Origin of the sequence: Cognatishimia activa (assembly GCF_017798205.1) — a bacterium.
Lineage (GTDB): Bacteria > Pseudomonadota > Alphaproteobacteria > Rhodobacterales > Rhodobacteraceae > Cognatishimia > Cognatishimia activa_A.
Genome location: NZ_CP060010.1, coordinates 539,265 through 554,023, shown reverse-complemented (window position 1 = coordinate 554,023; position 14,759 = coordinate 539,265). Strand labels below are relative to the sequence as shown.

12 protein-coding genes are annotated in these 14,759 nt (G+C 57.6%); 7 read left to right on the top strand and 5 right to left on the bottom strand.

Annotated features, from left to right (window positions below; genetic code table 11):
• Positions 1–108 precede the first annotated feature (108 nt).
• Both HZ995_RS02585 and HZ995_RS02580 read right to left on the bottom strand, forming a co-directional pair.
• A complete protein-coding gene (locus HZ995_RS02585; protein ID WP_209357122.1) occupies positions 109–999 on the bottom strand; it encodes a TIGR01459 family HAD-type hydrolase in 891 nt (296 codons plus the stop codon).
• Positions 1,000–1,118: 119 nt separating this feature from the next.
• Positions 1,119–2,039 carry a manganese-dependent inorganic pyrophosphatase gene (locus HZ995_RS02580; protein WP_209357121.1) on the bottom strand — a complete coding sequence of 307 codons (921 nt, stop codon included), beginning with the start codon at positions 2,037–2,039 and terminating at the stop codon, positions 1,119–1,121.
• A gap of 195 nt (positions 2,040–2,234) precedes the next feature.
• On the opposite strand from HZ995_RS02580, the gene HZ995_RS02575 reads away from it, so the two are divergent.
• Positions 2,235–2,882, top strand: a complete 648-nt coding sequence (locus HZ995_RS02575) for a DUF2161 domain-containing phosphodiesterase (protein ID WP_209357120.1) — start codon at positions 2,235–2,237, stop codon at positions 2,880–2,882.
• Here HZ995_RS02575 and HZ995_RS02570 read toward each other — a convergent pair.
• The gene (locus HZ995_RS02570; protein ID WP_209357119.1) at positions 2,879–3,112 is read right to left on the bottom strand and encodes a hypothetical protein; all 234 of its coding nucleotides are present in this window, start codon (positions 3,110–3,112) and stop codon (positions 2,879–2,881) included. The genes HZ995_RS02575 and HZ995_RS02570 overlap by 4 nt on opposite strands.
• Positions 3,113–3,296: 184 nt before the next feature.
• Here HZ995_RS02570 and HZ995_RS02565 point away from each other — a divergent pair, with 184 nt between their 5' ends.
• The 3 genes from HZ995_RS02565 (at position 3,297) to HZ995_RS02555 (ending at position 6,212) form a co-directional block, all read left to right on the top strand.
• Positions 3,297–3,584 (top strand): co-chaperone GroES, encoded by a 288-nt coding sequence (locus HZ995_RS02565; RefSeq protein ID WP_209357118.1) that lies wholly within the window; start codon positions 3,297–3,299, stop codon positions 3,582–3,584.
• A 42-nt stretch (positions 3,585–3,626) separates the two neighbouring features.
• Positions 3,627–5,267, top strand: a complete 1,641-nt coding sequence (gene groL, locus HZ995_RS02560) for a chaperonin GroEL (RefSeq protein WP_209357117.1) — start codon at positions 3,627–3,629, stop codon at positions 5,265–5,267.
• Positions 5,268–5,378: 111 nt separating this feature from the next.
• A complete protein-coding gene (locus tag HZ995_RS02555; protein WP_209357116.1) occupies positions 5,379–6,212 on the top strand; it encodes a DMT family transporter in 834 nt (277 codons plus the stop codon).
• Positions 6,213–6,250: 38 nt separating this feature from the next.
• Here the strand turns inward: HZ995_RS02555 and carB are convergent, their stop codons facing one another.
• Positions 6,251–9,583, bottom strand: coding sequence for a carbamoyl-phosphate synthase large subunit (gene carB, locus HZ995_RS02550; RefSeq protein ID WP_209357115.1), 3,333 nt, complete (start codon positions 9,581–9,583; stop codon positions 6,251–6,253).
• A gap of 218 nt (positions 9,584–9,801) precedes the next feature.
• Between carB and HZ995_RS02545 the strand changes: the two genes are divergently transcribed.
• Positions 9,802–10,923 (top strand): aminodeoxychorismate synthase component I, encoded by a 1,122-nt coding sequence (locus tag HZ995_RS02545; RefSeq protein ID WP_245168730.1) that lies wholly within the window; start codon positions 9,802–9,804, stop codon positions 10,921–10,923.
• Positions 10,878–11,510, top strand: a complete 633-nt coding sequence (locus HZ995_RS02540) for an aminotransferase class IV family protein (RefSeq protein WP_209357113.1) — start codon at positions 10,878–10,880, stop codon at positions 11,508–11,510. Before HZ995_RS02545 ends, HZ995_RS02540 begins: the two co-directional genes overlap by 46 nt.
• Here HZ995_RS02540 and HZ995_RS02535 read toward each other — a convergent pair whose 3' ends face one another.
• Complete coding sequence (locus tag HZ995_RS02535; RefSeq protein WP_209357112.1) at positions 11,511–12,698, bottom strand: SAM-dependent methyltransferase; 1,188 nt, start codon at positions 12,696–12,698, stop codon at positions 11,511–11,513.
• 254 nt (positions 12,699–12,952) lie between these two features.
• On the opposite strand from HZ995_RS02535, the gene aspS reads away from it, so the two are divergent.
• Positions 12,953–14,734, top strand: coding sequence for an aspartate--tRNA ligase (gene aspS / locus HZ995_RS02530; protein WP_209357111.1), 1,782 nt, complete (start codon positions 12,953–12,955; stop codon positions 14,732–14,734).
• The last annotated feature ends 25 nt before the right edge of the window (positions 14,735–14,759 follow it).

The following is a 14,759-nucleotide window of genomic DNA, read 5'->3' as shown; positions in this document are numbered from 1 at the left end:
TTCGCAGGTGCAGAAAATCAAGGGAAATTAGAGTGGCTACTAAGCGTTCGGTAAAGAATTTGACTCAGAGCGTGATGTAAAAAGCTCAGGCTTTACCGCGCCCTTGGATCATCTCAGGAAGCCGATGGAGTATTGGGGATGGCGCGCCTCTTTGGCGATATAGGCGTCCAGAGCGTCCGGATCGGGTTGCCGGTCGGTTTTCGTTTCGGCTGCCGCGAGGCCGCCTGTGATGAACAGAGCATCGATGTCCTCTCCCATCGCGCCCGCAATATCTGTGTGGATGCCGTCACCAATCGCGAGGATCTTTGTGTCGGGGATGTCGGCCAGATTGCGTGCGTTTGTAACCTCGGCCAGACGGCGGCGCGCCAGATCATAGATCGGTGGATGTGGCTTGCCAAAATAAAGGCTCTCGCCGCCCATCTCGGTATAGAGTTTCGCCAGAGCGCCTGCGCACCATTCGCGCACCTCGCCACGGTCGACGATAATGTCGGGGTTGGCGCAGAGCAGTTTCATGCCTTTTTGCTTGGCATAGAGGAAGGCAGGACGGTTCACCTCGGGATCAGCCATCGTGTCATCGGGGCCGCAGCAGACGATGCCTTCGGCGTCCTCAAGCGGGACGATTTCGATCTTTAGGGGGTTATCCAGCACGTTGAGGGGCTCAAAGAAGCCTTCATCGCGCGCCCATTCACCCATGAAGTGGACCTTTTGTCCAACCGCGCCCTGATACATCGCAGAGCGCGCGGAGTCGCCAGAAGTCGAGATCGTGTCATAGGCATCGGCCGGAACCCCAAAGCTGGCAAGTTGCTCACCCACGCCTTTGCGGGGCTTGGGCGAGTTCGTGACTAGAACGACGATGCCACCACGCGCGCGGTAATCCTGCAGCGCTTTGACCGCCTCAGGGAAAGCCGTGATGCCGTTATGCACACAGCCCCAAAGATCGACAAACAGCGCGTCATAGCGGTCAGAGATATCAGCGAGGGTTTCGATGATCTGTGTCATGGGGCGGCCTTTGAGAGTCTGAGTTGCGCCTGCTTATGCCCGAGCTGTAACGGATTTGCTATGCGCAAAAGAAAAGAGCGCCCTGGGTGAGGCGCTCTTTATGAAATCTGCTGATCAGATCAGACCTTGAGGTTCGGAATGATCTGCTTTTTGCGGCTCATGATGCCGGGCAGAACCACAGTGTCGCCCGCGACAGTCGCGCCAAAGCTTTTCTCTGCAACAGTTTTGACCAGATCGTTTGGCACCAGAAGCGTGGCTTCCTCTTTGAGGATGTCCACGACGAACAACAGAACCTCATCTACGCCGTCCTCGGATTTAACGGTCGCGTAGGTCTCCATCAGGCTGTCTTTGCGGTTCAGCGGGATTTCCGGGGCGGTGGTTTCCAGAACGGATACGCGGAACTTGGTGCCGTCGACTTCGTATTCTTTGGAGTCCATGCGGATGAGTTCAGCGTCAGAGAAAGCTGAAACGTCAGATTTCGCTGCGAACATTTCAGACGCGTAGTCGGTGATTTTAAGGCCCAGATCGGCAGCCAGTTGCTCGGCCACGGCTTTGTCGTGATCGGTGGTTGTTGGAGAGCGGAATTCCAGCGTGTCAGACAGGATACAGGTCAAGGCTGCGCCTTTGATGGCGTCGGGCATTTTGGCGGCGTCCTCGCCCATCAGGTCGATCAGGATGGTGGCTGCGCAGGCCAGCGGGCGGATTGTGATGTCAATCGGGCCTTTGGTTTCCAGGCCGCCGACCAGCTTGTGGTGGTCGATGATGGCTTGGATATCGGCGTTGTTGATGTTGGCTGGCAGCTCGGCTGGGTTGTTGGTGTCAACGATCACGACCGGCGCGTCATCGGCGACGTCCTCGATGATCGCAGGCTTTGGCAGGTCCCAGCGTTTCAGCATGAAGGCCGCTTCTGTATTTGGCTCTCCCAAAAGGACCGCCTTGGCCGGGGTGCCTTTGATCTCATTGAGATACCAAGCCCAGACGATGGCAGAGCCGGTGGTGTCGGTGTCGGGGGATTTATGGCCAAATACTTGGATGGTCATCGTGCGTGTCCTTGAGATATGCCGGGGAGGCGTGCGATTTTGCGGGCCTTATAGGCGGGGTTTGCGCGCTTGTCACGTGGGGAGATGTCGCATTGAGGGCGCTGCCCTCTTGGCCGTGCGGCCAATTCACCCGGGATATTTCAAGCAAGAGAAAATGGGTGGGATTGGATGCGGTCGCGGGGTAGCTTGGGGCACATGAAAGAGACGGATCTATATCTGCCGGTGAAGGCCTGGCTTGAGGCGCAGGGGTTTGAGGTGAAGGCCGAGGTTGGGGCTTGTGATGTGATGGCCTGCCGCGAAGGCGAGGACCCGGTGATTGTCGAGCTCAAGGTCGGGTTTTCCTTGGCGCTGTTGCAGCAGGCGGTGGCTCGGCAGCGGGTTTCCGATTGGGTCTATGTTTGTGTGCCGCGCTGGAAGGGGAAGTCTGGGTGGCGGACGTTTAAAGGCAATGTTGGTCTGTGTAAGCGGCTGGGCGTTGGGGTTTTGTCGGTGAAGTTGGACGATGGCCATGTGCAGGTGCATGCGGACCCGGCGGAGTTTAAGCCGCGCAAGAGTAAGCCACGCAGAGGGGCGCTGTTGAAGGAGTTTGAACGGCGCGAGGGGGATCCGAACCTAGGCGGCACGCGCGGGAAAGTTGAGACGGCTTATTTGCAGGAAGCGCGGCGCTGTGCGGCTTATTTGGCGGAGCATGGGCCGAGCAGAGGGGCTGAGGTGGCGAGGGCTGTGGGGGTGCCGAGGGCAACGGCAATTATGGCGGTGAACCACTATGGGTGGTTTGAGAAGGTGGAGCGTGGGGTTTATGGGGTGACGGATCTAGCCGCGGCCGGGCTTGCCGGCGATTAGTGCAGACTTAGAAGGACCTCTATGTCTCGGTGCCCAAGACGTTCCATGACTTTTCGCTCTTCGCCATTAAGAGTTTTCCCAGCATCGATCAGGTCGCGTATCAATCGAGCGATCTGAGTTGTGGATTGGTAGTATAAATCTGGGTGGCTGTTTGAAAGCTCTTTGACCAAACGCGTCAGGATTGCCTTTTGTTTTTCCGCATCTGTTTCTGATTTCTTGTCTTGCAGCATGTCGAGGCCAATTCTGTTCTAGTGTGTAAGATAGAGCGGTTTTTCGATCGGCAAAAACTTTCCACACACCCGTTGACTCCTCTCCAACCCATCCCTAACTATTCGCCTGTTAGCACTCGCCGACTGGGAGTGCTAACGACTCCGCTGAGGGAGTCAGGGAGACACTTTGTTAGGGAAACCTATAATGGCACTTACACCTCTACACGATCGTGTGCTGGTTCGTCGTCTTGAGAGCGAAGAGAAAACCGCAGGCGGTCTGATCATTCCAGATAGCGCAAAAGAAAAGCCTTCTGAGGGCGAAGTTGTTGCAGTGGGCGCAGGCGCACGCAAAGACAGCGGAGAGCTGATTGCTCCGGCAGTTGCGGCTGGCGACAAGGTTCTGTTCGGCAAATGGTCCGGCACCGAAGTCACCGTCGACGGCGAAGAGCTGCTGATGATGAAAGAATCCGACATCATGGGCATCCTGTCCTAAGTCGTCGATCCAATTTCAAGAATTTCAAAGAGGTAAAGCACAATGGCTGCTAAGGACGTAAAGTTCGACACCGATGCCCGCAACGCAATGCTGCGCGGCGTAAACATCCTCGCGGATGCTGTTAAAGTTACTCTGGGCCCTAAAGGCCGGAACGTTGTTCTGGACAAATCTTTCGGCGCTCCACGCATCACCAAAGACGGTGTATCCGTTGCCAAAGAGATCGAGCTGGAAGACAAGTTCGAGAACATGGGCGCGCAGATGGTGAAAGAAGTTGCTTCTCGCACCAACGACGAAGCGGGCGACGGCACCACCACTGCGACCGTTCTGGCGCAGGCGATCGTTAAAGAAGGCCTCAAGCAAGTTGCTGCTGGCCTGAACCCAATGGACCTGAAGCGCGGCATCGACCTGGCGACTGCAAAAGTTGTTGAAGCGATTGTTGCCTCTGCACGCGAAGTCAAAGACTCTGACGAAGTTGCACAGGTTGGCACTATCTCTGCAAACGGCGAAGCAGAAATCGGCCGTCAGATCGCAGACGCGATGCAGAAAGTTGGCAACGAAGGTGTGATCACCGTTGAGGAAAACAAAGGTCTTGAGACTGAGACCGACGTTGTTGAAGGTATGCAGTTTGACCGCGGCTACCTGTCCCCTTACTTCGTGACCAACCCAGACAAGATGACTGCAGACCTTGAGGACTGCATGATCCTGCTGCACGAAAAGAAACTGTCTTCTCTGCAGCCAATGGTTCCGCTTCTGGAATCTGTGATCCAGTCTCAGAAGCCTCTGCTGATCATCGCAGAAGATGTTGAAGGCGAAGCGCTGGCAACTCTGGTTGTCAACAAACTGCGCGGTGGTCTGAAAATCGCAGCTGTGAAAGCACCTGGTTTTGGTGATCGTCGTAAAGCAATGCTGCAAGACATCGCGATCCTGACCGGCGGCCAAGTGATTTCCGAAGACCTCGGCATGAAGCTTGAGAACGTTACCGTTGACATGCTGGGCACCGCCAAGCGCGTTAACATCACCAAAGACGAAACCACTATTGTGGACGGCGCTGGTGAAAAAGCAGAGATCGAGGCACGTGTTGGCCAGATCCGCGGCCAGATCGAAGAGACCTCTTCTGACTACGACCGTGAAAAGCTGCAAGAGCGTGTTGCGAAACTCGCAGGCGGCGTTGCGGTTATCCGCGTTGGCGGCATGACCGAAGTCGAAGTGAAAGAGCGCAAAGACCGCGTTGATGACGCGCTGAACGCGACCCGTGCGGCCGTGCAAGAAGGCGTGATCGTGGGTGGTGGTGTTGCTCTGGTACAGGGCGGCAAAGCTCTGGACGGTCTGGAAGGCGCAAATGCTGACCAGAACGCAGGCATCAACATTGTTCGCAAAGCCATCGAAGCGCCTCTGCGTCAGATCGCTGAGAACTCTGGTGTCGACGGTGCAGTTGTTGCGGGCAAGATCCGTGAATCTGACGACACTGCCTTCGGCTTTAACGCTCAGACCGAAGAATATGGCGACATGTTCGGCTTTGGCGTTATCGACCCTGCGAAAGTGACCCGGACGGCTCTGGAAGACGCGGCATCTGTTGCAGGTCTTCTGATCACCACCGAAGCAATGGTTGCAGACAAGCCTGTCAAAGACGCACCAGCAGGTGGCGGCATGCCAGACATGGGCGGCATGGGCGGCATGATGTAATCATCACCGCACATCTGTGTGAATTGAGGGTCGCTCCGGTTGGAGCGGCCCTTTTTTGTGGCTAAGGGTGGGATGCCTTCGGCGAGGATATTTGGAGCAAGAGAAATAGCGATGCGGATTTTTGTGCTGACCCTTGTGACCATGGTGGCCTTTGCCGCGAACTCGGTTCTCAATCGTGTGGCGATTGTGGATGGGGGGATGGATGCGGTTGTGTTTGGCGCATTGCGGCTGGCGGCGGGGGCGGTGATGCTCGCAGCTTTGGTGGCTTGGCAGGGTAAGGGGTTTGCGCTAGGCGGTCGCGTGAGGGCCGTTGGGGTGGCCTCGTTGTTGGCCTATATCTTTGGATTTTCGCTGGCCTATCAGGCGCTTGATGCGGGTGTGGGGGCTTTGATTTTGTTTGGCGTTGTTCAGGTGACGATGTTTGTCGCAGCGCTGACACGTGGCGACGATGTGCCCGCACAGAGGATGCTTGGGGCCGGGATCGCGGTGGCGGGCCTGGCATGGCTTTTATGGCCGAGTGAGGCCTTGACCTTGCCGATTGGGGCGGTGGGTTTGATGGCAGCGGCGGGTGTCGGCTGGGGGATTTATTCTTTGGCCGGACAGGGGGCAAAAGATGCGACGCAATCCACGGCGATGAACTTCATTCTGGCGGCGCCTGTGGGTTTGGCTGCAATGTTCTTGCTGCCGGACTGGGGTGTTTTGAGCGTGACCGGCGTGGCTTTGGCTACTGTGTCGGGTGCTGTGACCTCGGGGCTGGGCTATGCCTTGTGGTACGCCATCATCCCGTCGCTTGGCGCGAGCCGAGCCGCCGTTGCGCAGTTGACCGTGCCGGTGATCGCAATGGGCGGTGGCATGGTGTTTTTGGCCGAAGATCTGACGTTGCGCTTTGTGATTTGCTCGGTGCTGGTCTTGGGCGGTGTGGCCCTCTCCATAAGAAAAGGGTGAGCCACGAGGGCCCACCCTTTACGAGAATTTTCAGATGCTTAAGCCTGCAGCGCGCGGACTTCGATCTCGCCTTCTTCGCGCGCTTTGATGGCGCGGGCGGCGGCGTGAGAAGCTGCTGCGGTGGTGAAGTAAGGGATCTTATCGTTCAGAGCGATCGAGCGGATGTCGCGGCTGTCGTCGATGGCCTGCTGACCCTCGGTGGTGTTCATCAACAGAGCGATGTCGCCGTTCTTGAGGTTGTCAGTGACGTTCGGACGGCCCTCATAGACCTTCTTGACCACACCACAGTCCACACCGTTTTCTGCCAGCCACTTCTGGGTGCCAGAGGTCGCGATGATCGAGAAGCCGAGGCCTGCGAGGATCTGGGCTGCGTCCAGCATCTCTGCGGTTTTGTCGGAGTCTTTGATCGAGATGAACACGGTGCCTTCGCTTGGCAGAACCATGCCCGCGCCCATTTGCGCCTTCAGGAACGCGCGCGCAAAGCTGCGATCCCAGCCCATGACTTCACCGGTGGAGCGCATTTCTGGGCCCAAGATCGTGTCGACGCCTGGGAAACGGTTGAACGGCATGACCGCCTCTTTGACCGAGTACCAAGGCATCATCGGATCCGCCAAGGTCATCTGATCTGCGATCTTTTGCGGCTTCGAGATGTCGGCGTCTTTGGCGTAAGGCGGGCGTTCTGGGAAGTTCGACAGAGGCTCGCCCGCCATCAGGCGCGCAGCGATCGAGGCAATCGCGCTGTCGGTGGCTTTGGCCACAAACGGCACGGTCCGTGAGGCGCGTGGGTTGACCTCGATCAGGTAGATGACTTCGCCTTTGACGGCGAATTGCACGTTCATCAGGCCTTTGACGTGGAGCGCTTTGGCCAAAGCCACAGTCTGTTCTTTGATCTCGGCGATCACGCTGTCAGAGAGGCTGTAGGGCGGCAGCGAGCAGGCGGAGTCGCCAGAGTGTACGCCAGCTTCTTCGATGTGCTGCATGATGCCGGCGATGTGGACGTTTTCACCGTCGCAAAGCGCGTCTACATCCAGTTCTGTCGCGCCATCGAGGTAGCTGTCGAGCAGAATCGGGCTGTCGCCGGAAACCACCACGGCTTCGCTGATATAACGCTCAAGCTGCGCCATATCGCGTACGATTTCCATCGCGCGGCCACCCAGAACATAAGAGGGGCGGATGACCAGCGGGAAGCCGATCTCTTTTGCGATATCAAAGGCTTGCGCGTCGGTGGAGGCGATGCCGTTGTTAGGCTGCTTCAGGCCCAGTTGGTTCACAAGCGCTTGGAAACGCTCGCGGTCTTCGGCCAGGTCAATCGCGTCAGGCGTGGTGCCGAGGATCGGGATGCCTTCGGATTCCAGAGCATTCGCCAGTTTCAGCGGGGTCTGGCCGCCGAACTGAACGATGACGCCGTGCAGCGTGCCGTTTTCCTGTTCCACGCGCAGGATTTCCATGACGTGTTCAAAGGTCAGCGGTTCGAAATACAGGCGGTCCGAGGTGTCATAGTCGGTGGACACGGTCTCTGGGTTACAGTTGACCATGATGGTCTCATAGCCCGCGTCGGTCAGGGCGAAACAGGCGTGACAGCAGCAATAGTCAAACTCGATGCCCTGGCCGATCCGGTTTGGACCGCCGCCTAGGATCACGACCTTTTTCTTGTCGCTTGGGCGCGCTTCGCATTCCGCTTCGCTAAAAACAGGCACTTCGTAGGTGGAGTACATGTAAGGCGTTTGCGCCTCGAACTCTGCCGCGCAGGTGTCGATGCGTTTGAAGGAGGCTTTGACGCCTGCGGCGACACGCTTTTTGCGAACATCGTTTTCAGAGAAACCGGTCAGCTTCGCCAGACGTGCATCGGTAAAGCCGAGCATTTTCAGCGCGCGCAGGCCTTGCTCATCATTCGGCAGACCATTTGCACGCACGTTTTCTTCGGCGTCGATGATTTCGCGGATACGATCCAGGAACCATGGGTCAAACATGGTGGTCGCGAAGATCTCATCATTGGTCAGGCCGTGACGCATAGCTTGCGCGATTGTGCGCAGGCGGTCTGGGGTCTGTTTGGAGATCGCTTTAATTACGGCGGCTTTGTCTGGTGCGCCCTCGATCTCGATCTCGTCAAAGCCGGTCAGGCCGGTTTCCATCGAGGCCAGTGCTTTTTGCAAGCTTTCGTGGATGGTGCGGCCGATGGACATGGCTTCGCCCACGGATTTCATCGCGGTGGTGAGGTAGGGCTCAGAGCCCGGGAATTTCTCGAAAGCAAAGCGCGGCATCTTGGTGACCACATAGTCGATGCTTGGCTCAAAGGACGCAGGCGTCACTTTGGTGATGTCGTTGTCAAGCTCGTCCAGCGTGAAGCCAACTGCCAATTTCGCGGCGATCTTGGCGATTGGAAAGCCGGTCGCTTTTGAGGCCAGCGCCGAGGAACGGGACACGCGCGGGTTCATTTCGATTACGACCATACGGCCGTCGGCCGGGTTCACGGCCCATTGGACGTTCGAGCCGCCTGTTTCGACACCGATCTCGCGCAGAACCGCAATCGAAGCGTTCCGCATCATCTGGTATTCTTTGTCGGTCAACGTCAGCGCAGGCGCGACAGTGATCGAGTCACCTGTGTGCACGCCCATCGGGTCTACGTTTTCGATGGAACACACGATGATGGCGTTATCCGCTGTGTCGCGGACCACTTCCATCTCGTATTCTTTCCAGCCGAGCAGGCTTTCATCGACGAGGATCTGGTTCACAGGGGACGCGTCCATACCGGTGCGGCAGAAGTGCATATAGTCTTCGCGGTTGTACGCCACACCGCCGCCAGTGCCGCCAAGCGTGAAGGCCGGACGGATAATCGCAGGCAGGCCAATGTCTTCGAGTTCTTCCAGTGCGATGCGCACGCCTTCGTCGAGATCCGCGTCGCCGTTCTCTTTTTTGGGCGCGGTCACGATGGTCGCACGTGGGTTCTCAAGGCCCAGACGGTCCATCGCCTCGCGGAAGAGCTTCCGGTCTTCGGCCATTTCAATCGCGTCGCGTTTCGCGCCGATCATCTCGACGCCGAATTTTTCAAGCACACCCATTTCTTCCAAAGCCAGCGAGGTGTTCAGACCGGTCTGACCACCCATCGTTGGCAACAGCGCATCGGGGCGTTCTTTCTCGATGATCTTGGCAACCACATCCGGTGTGATCGGCTCGATATAGGTTGCATCCGCCAGCTCTGGATCAGTCATGATCGTCGCAGGGTTGGAGTTCACGAGGATGACGCGATAGCCCTCTTCGCGCAGCGCCTTACACGCCTGCGCGCCAGAGTAGTCGAACTCGCATGCCTGGCCGATCACAATCGGACCTGCGCCGATGATCATGATGGATTTGATGTCAGTTCTTTTGGGCATGGCGGACCTCGGGGTTCAAAGCGGCAGGAGAGCGCACAGGGCGGCGCGCAAATTGTCCTGCCTTATAAGGATCGGCGGGCAAGGTGCAAGGGGTTTATAGCGAGTTTTGCGCCAAAGGTCTTCTGGGCCGATTTCAACTGAGAAAAGCCGCTTTTCACCCTGTTCAGCGAGAGCGAGAGCGCTATACCAATTTCGTCAAACACTTGCAGGAGATGCGCGTGCAGATTCGCTTTGATCAGGGGCCCTTGGGCGCTGGGACGTGGTTCGGGGATCCAAGCCGCGTGATCGAGGCGTGGAAGCCCGGGGATGTGCCGGCTGCGTTCGACGAAATTGCAGCGGCGCAAAGCGAGGGGCTTTGGGTCGCGGGCTATGGCACCTATGAGCTGGGCTATGCGCTGGAAGAGCGGTTGTTGCCCCTGATGCCAAGCGAGCGTCGTTTGCCGTTGCTGCGTTTTGGCGTTTATCGAGCCCCGTCGATACGGCCTTTGCAGCACGGATCGACGGCTTTGACAGAGCCTTGCCCTTTATGGACGCAAGTCCGCTATGAAGAGGCCTTTGATCAGGTCAAAACCTATATCGGCGCGGGCGACACCTATCAGATCAACCTGACCTTCCCGATGGAGGCCGTTTACGAGGGCGACCCTTCGGCGCTCTATGCGGCCCTGACCGCGCGGCAGCCGGTCGGGCAGGGGGCCTTGGTGTTGCAAGAGGACGGGCCGGATTTGCTCAGCCGCTCGCCGGAATTGTTCTACCGCACGCTCAGCGATGGCACGATAGAAACGCGGCCCATGAAGGGCACGCAGCCGCGCCTTGAGGATCCTAAAGAGGATGCCAAACGGGTTGAATGGCTGCGCAGCGATGAAAAGAACCGCGCCGAAAACCTTATGATCGTTGACTTGCTGCGCAACGACATCAGTCGGGTTGCTGAAACCGGATCGGTCGAGGTGCCCGAGCTCTTCAAGATCGAAAGCTACGCCACCGTGCACCAGATGGTGTCGCTCGTGCGTGCCAAACTGCGCCCCGATGCGGGCTTGGGCGATATCTTCAAAGCGCTCTTCCCCTGCGGGTCGATCACCGGCGCGCCGAAACTGCGCGCTATGGAAATCATCCGCGAGTTGGAACCCGAACCCCGCGAGATCTATTGCGGCGGCATTGGCTGGGCAGCCCCGGACGGGCGCAGCAATTTCAATGTGGCGATCCGCACGTTGATGGTGGAGGATGGTCTGGCCAAGCTCAATGTGGGCGGCGGCGTGGTCTGGGACAGCACCGGCCCATCTGAATATGAGGAAGCCCTATGGAAAGCGCGCTACGCGACAGCCTTCCGCGTGACGCGCGACTGATCGAGACCTTTCGCTGGGAGCCAGAGGCCGGGTTTATCAATCTGGACCGGCATCTGGCGCGGATGGCGCGGTCGGCTGAGGTGCTGGGGTTCGACTATGAAGATCTTTGGGCGCTTTATGTGATTCAGGCCTGCGGGGATGTGCCGCTGCGCTGCCGGTTGACACTGGGCGACGAAGGGTTCGAGTTTTCGTCGGCCCCGCTGGGCGAAACACTAGAAGTCTGGAGTGTCGCGATCAGCGATGTCAGACTGCCGTCTGCCGACAGGCTCTTGCAGCACAAAACCACGCGTCGTGGCCTCTACGACAAGGCGCGCGAAGAGAGGCCAGACGGCATCGATGAGGCGTTGATGCTGAACGAGCGTGGCGAGGTTTGCGAGGGGACGATAACCAACGTCTTTGTCACGCTTGAGGACGGGCAGATCGTAACGCCGCCGTTGCCCTGCGGGTTGCTGCCCGGCATTCAGCGCGAAATTGCCTTAGAAAACGGAGCACTCGAAGCTGTCGTGACTGTCGACATGCTGAAAACGGCGAAGGCCATTCACATGGGCAATTCCCTTCGGGGCATGATCCCTGTGAAATTGGTCTGATCAGGTGCGATAGAGATAGTCTCTACTCAATGGCACGGCCTCTTGCCGGCGTGAGATCTGAAACTGAAACACACATTGCCGATGCAGGCGGAAGGTGAGTTCGCTCGCGATCAAATAGAACCGCCACATGCGGCAGAACCTGTCGTCATAGATCTCTTTGGCCTCGTCAATCCGTTCCATGAAGCGGTCGTGCCAATGTTTCAGCGTGTCGGCATAATGCAGCCGCCAGACCTCGACATCCGTGACCCAGAGGTCCTCTTTCTCGACTGCTTTCAGGCATTCCGACATTGAAGGCACATAGCCTCCGGGGAAGATGTATTTGGTGATCCAGGGGCTAGTACGCCCGGGTGGGGCTGCGCGCCCGATTGTATGGATCAATGCCACGCCGTCTTCTGAAAGTTTGTCGTGCACATGGCGAAAATACTCGCGATAATGTGGCACGCCGACGTGTTCAAACATGCCTACGGAAACGATCCGGTCAAAGGTCTGGTCGACAGCGCGATAGTCCTTCAACAAGATTTTCACGCGACCCTCTAACCCCGCTTGGCGAACCCGGTCGGTCGCCACTGCGTGCTGTTCTTCTGACAGGGTGACACCTGTGACTCGAGCGCCGAAATCCTGCGCCAAAGTCAACGCCAGACCGCCCCAGCCACAGCCGATGTCCAACACATGCATGTCAGGCTCAATCAATAATTTCCGCGCGATATGGCGTTTCTTCGCGACCTGCGCGGCCTCAAGACTCATATCAGCGTCAGTGAAATAGGCGCAGCTGTATTGCTTGTCTTCATCCAGAAATAAATCATAGAGCCGCCCGCTGAGGTCATAGTGATGTGCGACATTCTTCTGCGCGCGGCCGACCGGATTGAATTGTTCGACATATCGTTTGAGTGGCGCGATCCGCGACTCCAAACCTTCGCCGTGTCCGACCGCAAAATTGCGCACACCCAAGGCGATGAAACCGTAAAGATCGTCCTGCGCTATGGTCAGAGTTTCGTCCATATAGGCCTCACCCACGGCCAGCTCTGGACTAAACAGAATGCGCCGGGGCAAGTCAGGATCGGAAAGTGTAATCCTGATAGGATCGCTCCCGTCTCCCATCCGTTCAACCTGCCCATTCGGCATCGTGATTTCCAAAGCGCCGTCCCGAATGAGCCCCCGCATCATCCGCAAAAATAAGGTCGCCCACATGCGCAAAGCCCCCTCGTTTACTCACTAAAGCAGGTCAGTTGACCCGCAACTCCCGAGGCAAAGTCTGCCGAAATTGCCCCCGTTTTGTAAAGATTTTCGAATTTCGGGCGAAATTCGACTCAGCGCCCGTGGCCACGGATGCGCAAAAACGGGCCATTTGGTCAGCATTTGCTTGACTTCCGGCCGCGTTGACTGTGTATCACCCCAGACGAATTTCGGGCCCCATCTGGGCGGCCCTTAGGAAAGGCATCGATATGCACGCTTACCGCAGCCACACCTGCGTAGATCTGAACAAATCCAACGTGGGCGACACCGTGCGCCTCGCAGGCTGGGTCCACCGTGTCCGAGATCACGGCGGCGTTCTGTTCATTGACCTGCGCGACCACTACGGCATCACTCAGGTGATCGCGGATGGCGACAGCCCGGTGTTTTCCGAGCTGGAGAAGGTGCGCTCTGAGTGGTGTATCCGCATCGACGGCAATGTGCTTGAGCGGGATGAGAGCCTTGTGAACCCGAACTTGCCGACCGGCGAGATCGAAGTTTTCGTCCGCGACCTCGAGGTTCTGGGCGCGTCTGACGAACTGCCGCTGATGGTCTTTGGAGATCAGGAATACCCAGAGGAAACGCGCCTCAAGTACCGCTTCCTCGACCTGCGTCGCGAGCAGATGCAAAAGAACATGACCCTGCGGTCTGACGTTGTGTCCTCGATGCGCAAACGCATGTGGGACAAGGGGTTCAAAGAATATCAGACCCCGATCATCACCGCATCCTCCCCGGAAGGCGCGCGCGACTTTCTCGTGCCATCGCGTCTGCATCCGGGTAAATTCTATGCGCTGCCGCAGGCCCCTCAGCAGTTCAAACAGCTAATGATGGTCGCAGGCTTTGACAAATATTTCCAGATCGCGCCGTGCTTCCGCGACGAAGACCCGCGCGCAGATCGCTCTCCGACTGACTTCTATCAACTCGACCTCGAAATGAGCTTTGTGGAGCAACAAGACATCTTTGACACCATCGCGCCGGTTCTGGCGGGTGTGTTTGAGGAATTCGGCGGCGGCCGCATGGTTGATGCACCCAGCGAGTGGCCGCAGATTTCTTATCGCGACGCAGCACTATGGTATGGCTCTGACAAGCCCGACCTGCGCAACCCAATCAAGATGCAGGTTGTGTCCGAGCATTTCGCTGGCTCTGGTTTTGCGATCTTTGCGAAACTTCTGGAACAAGAAGGCACCGAGATCCGCGCGATCCCAGCACCGAAAGGTGGGTCGCGTAAATTCTGTGACCGGATGAACAAATTCGCCCAAGGCGAAGGCCTGCCGGGCATGGGTTATATCTTCTGGCGCGATCAGGGTGAGGGCCTAGAGGCCGCTGGGCCTCTGGCAAAGAACATCGGCCCAGAGCGCACCGAGGCGATCCGTCAACAACTGGGGCTGGGCGTGGGCGATGCGGCCTTCTTCCTAGGCGGCAAACCCAAAGCCTTTGAAAAGGTTGCAGGCAAAGCACGTGATGTCATCGGTGCTGAGCTTGGCCTGACCGAACAGGACCGTTTCGCATTTGCTTGGATCGTGGACTTCCCGATCTATGAACAAGACGAAGAAAGCGGCAAGATCGACTTTGAACACAACCCGTTCTCGATGCCTCAAGGTGGCATGGATGCACTGAATGGCGACCCGCTTGAGGTGCTGGGTTATCAGTACGATCTGGCGTGTAACGGGTATGAGCTGGTGTCCGGCGCGATCCGGAACCATAAGCCTGAGATCATGCTGAAAGCGTTTGAACTGGCAGGCTATGACGAAGGCGAAGTGAAATCCCGTTTCGGCGCGCTTTACAAAGCGTTCCAATACGGTGCCCCGCCACACGGTGGCTGTGCCGCTGGCGTAGACCGTATCGTGATGCTTTTGGCTGATCAGCAAAACATCCGCGAAGTCATGCTCTTCCCGATGAACCAGCGCGCCGAAGACCTGATGATGAACGCGCCAAGCGATCCATCCTCTGATCAACTGATGGAGCTGGGCCTGCGGGTTATTCCTCAGGAATAACAACGACCTAAAGCGCAAAACATGC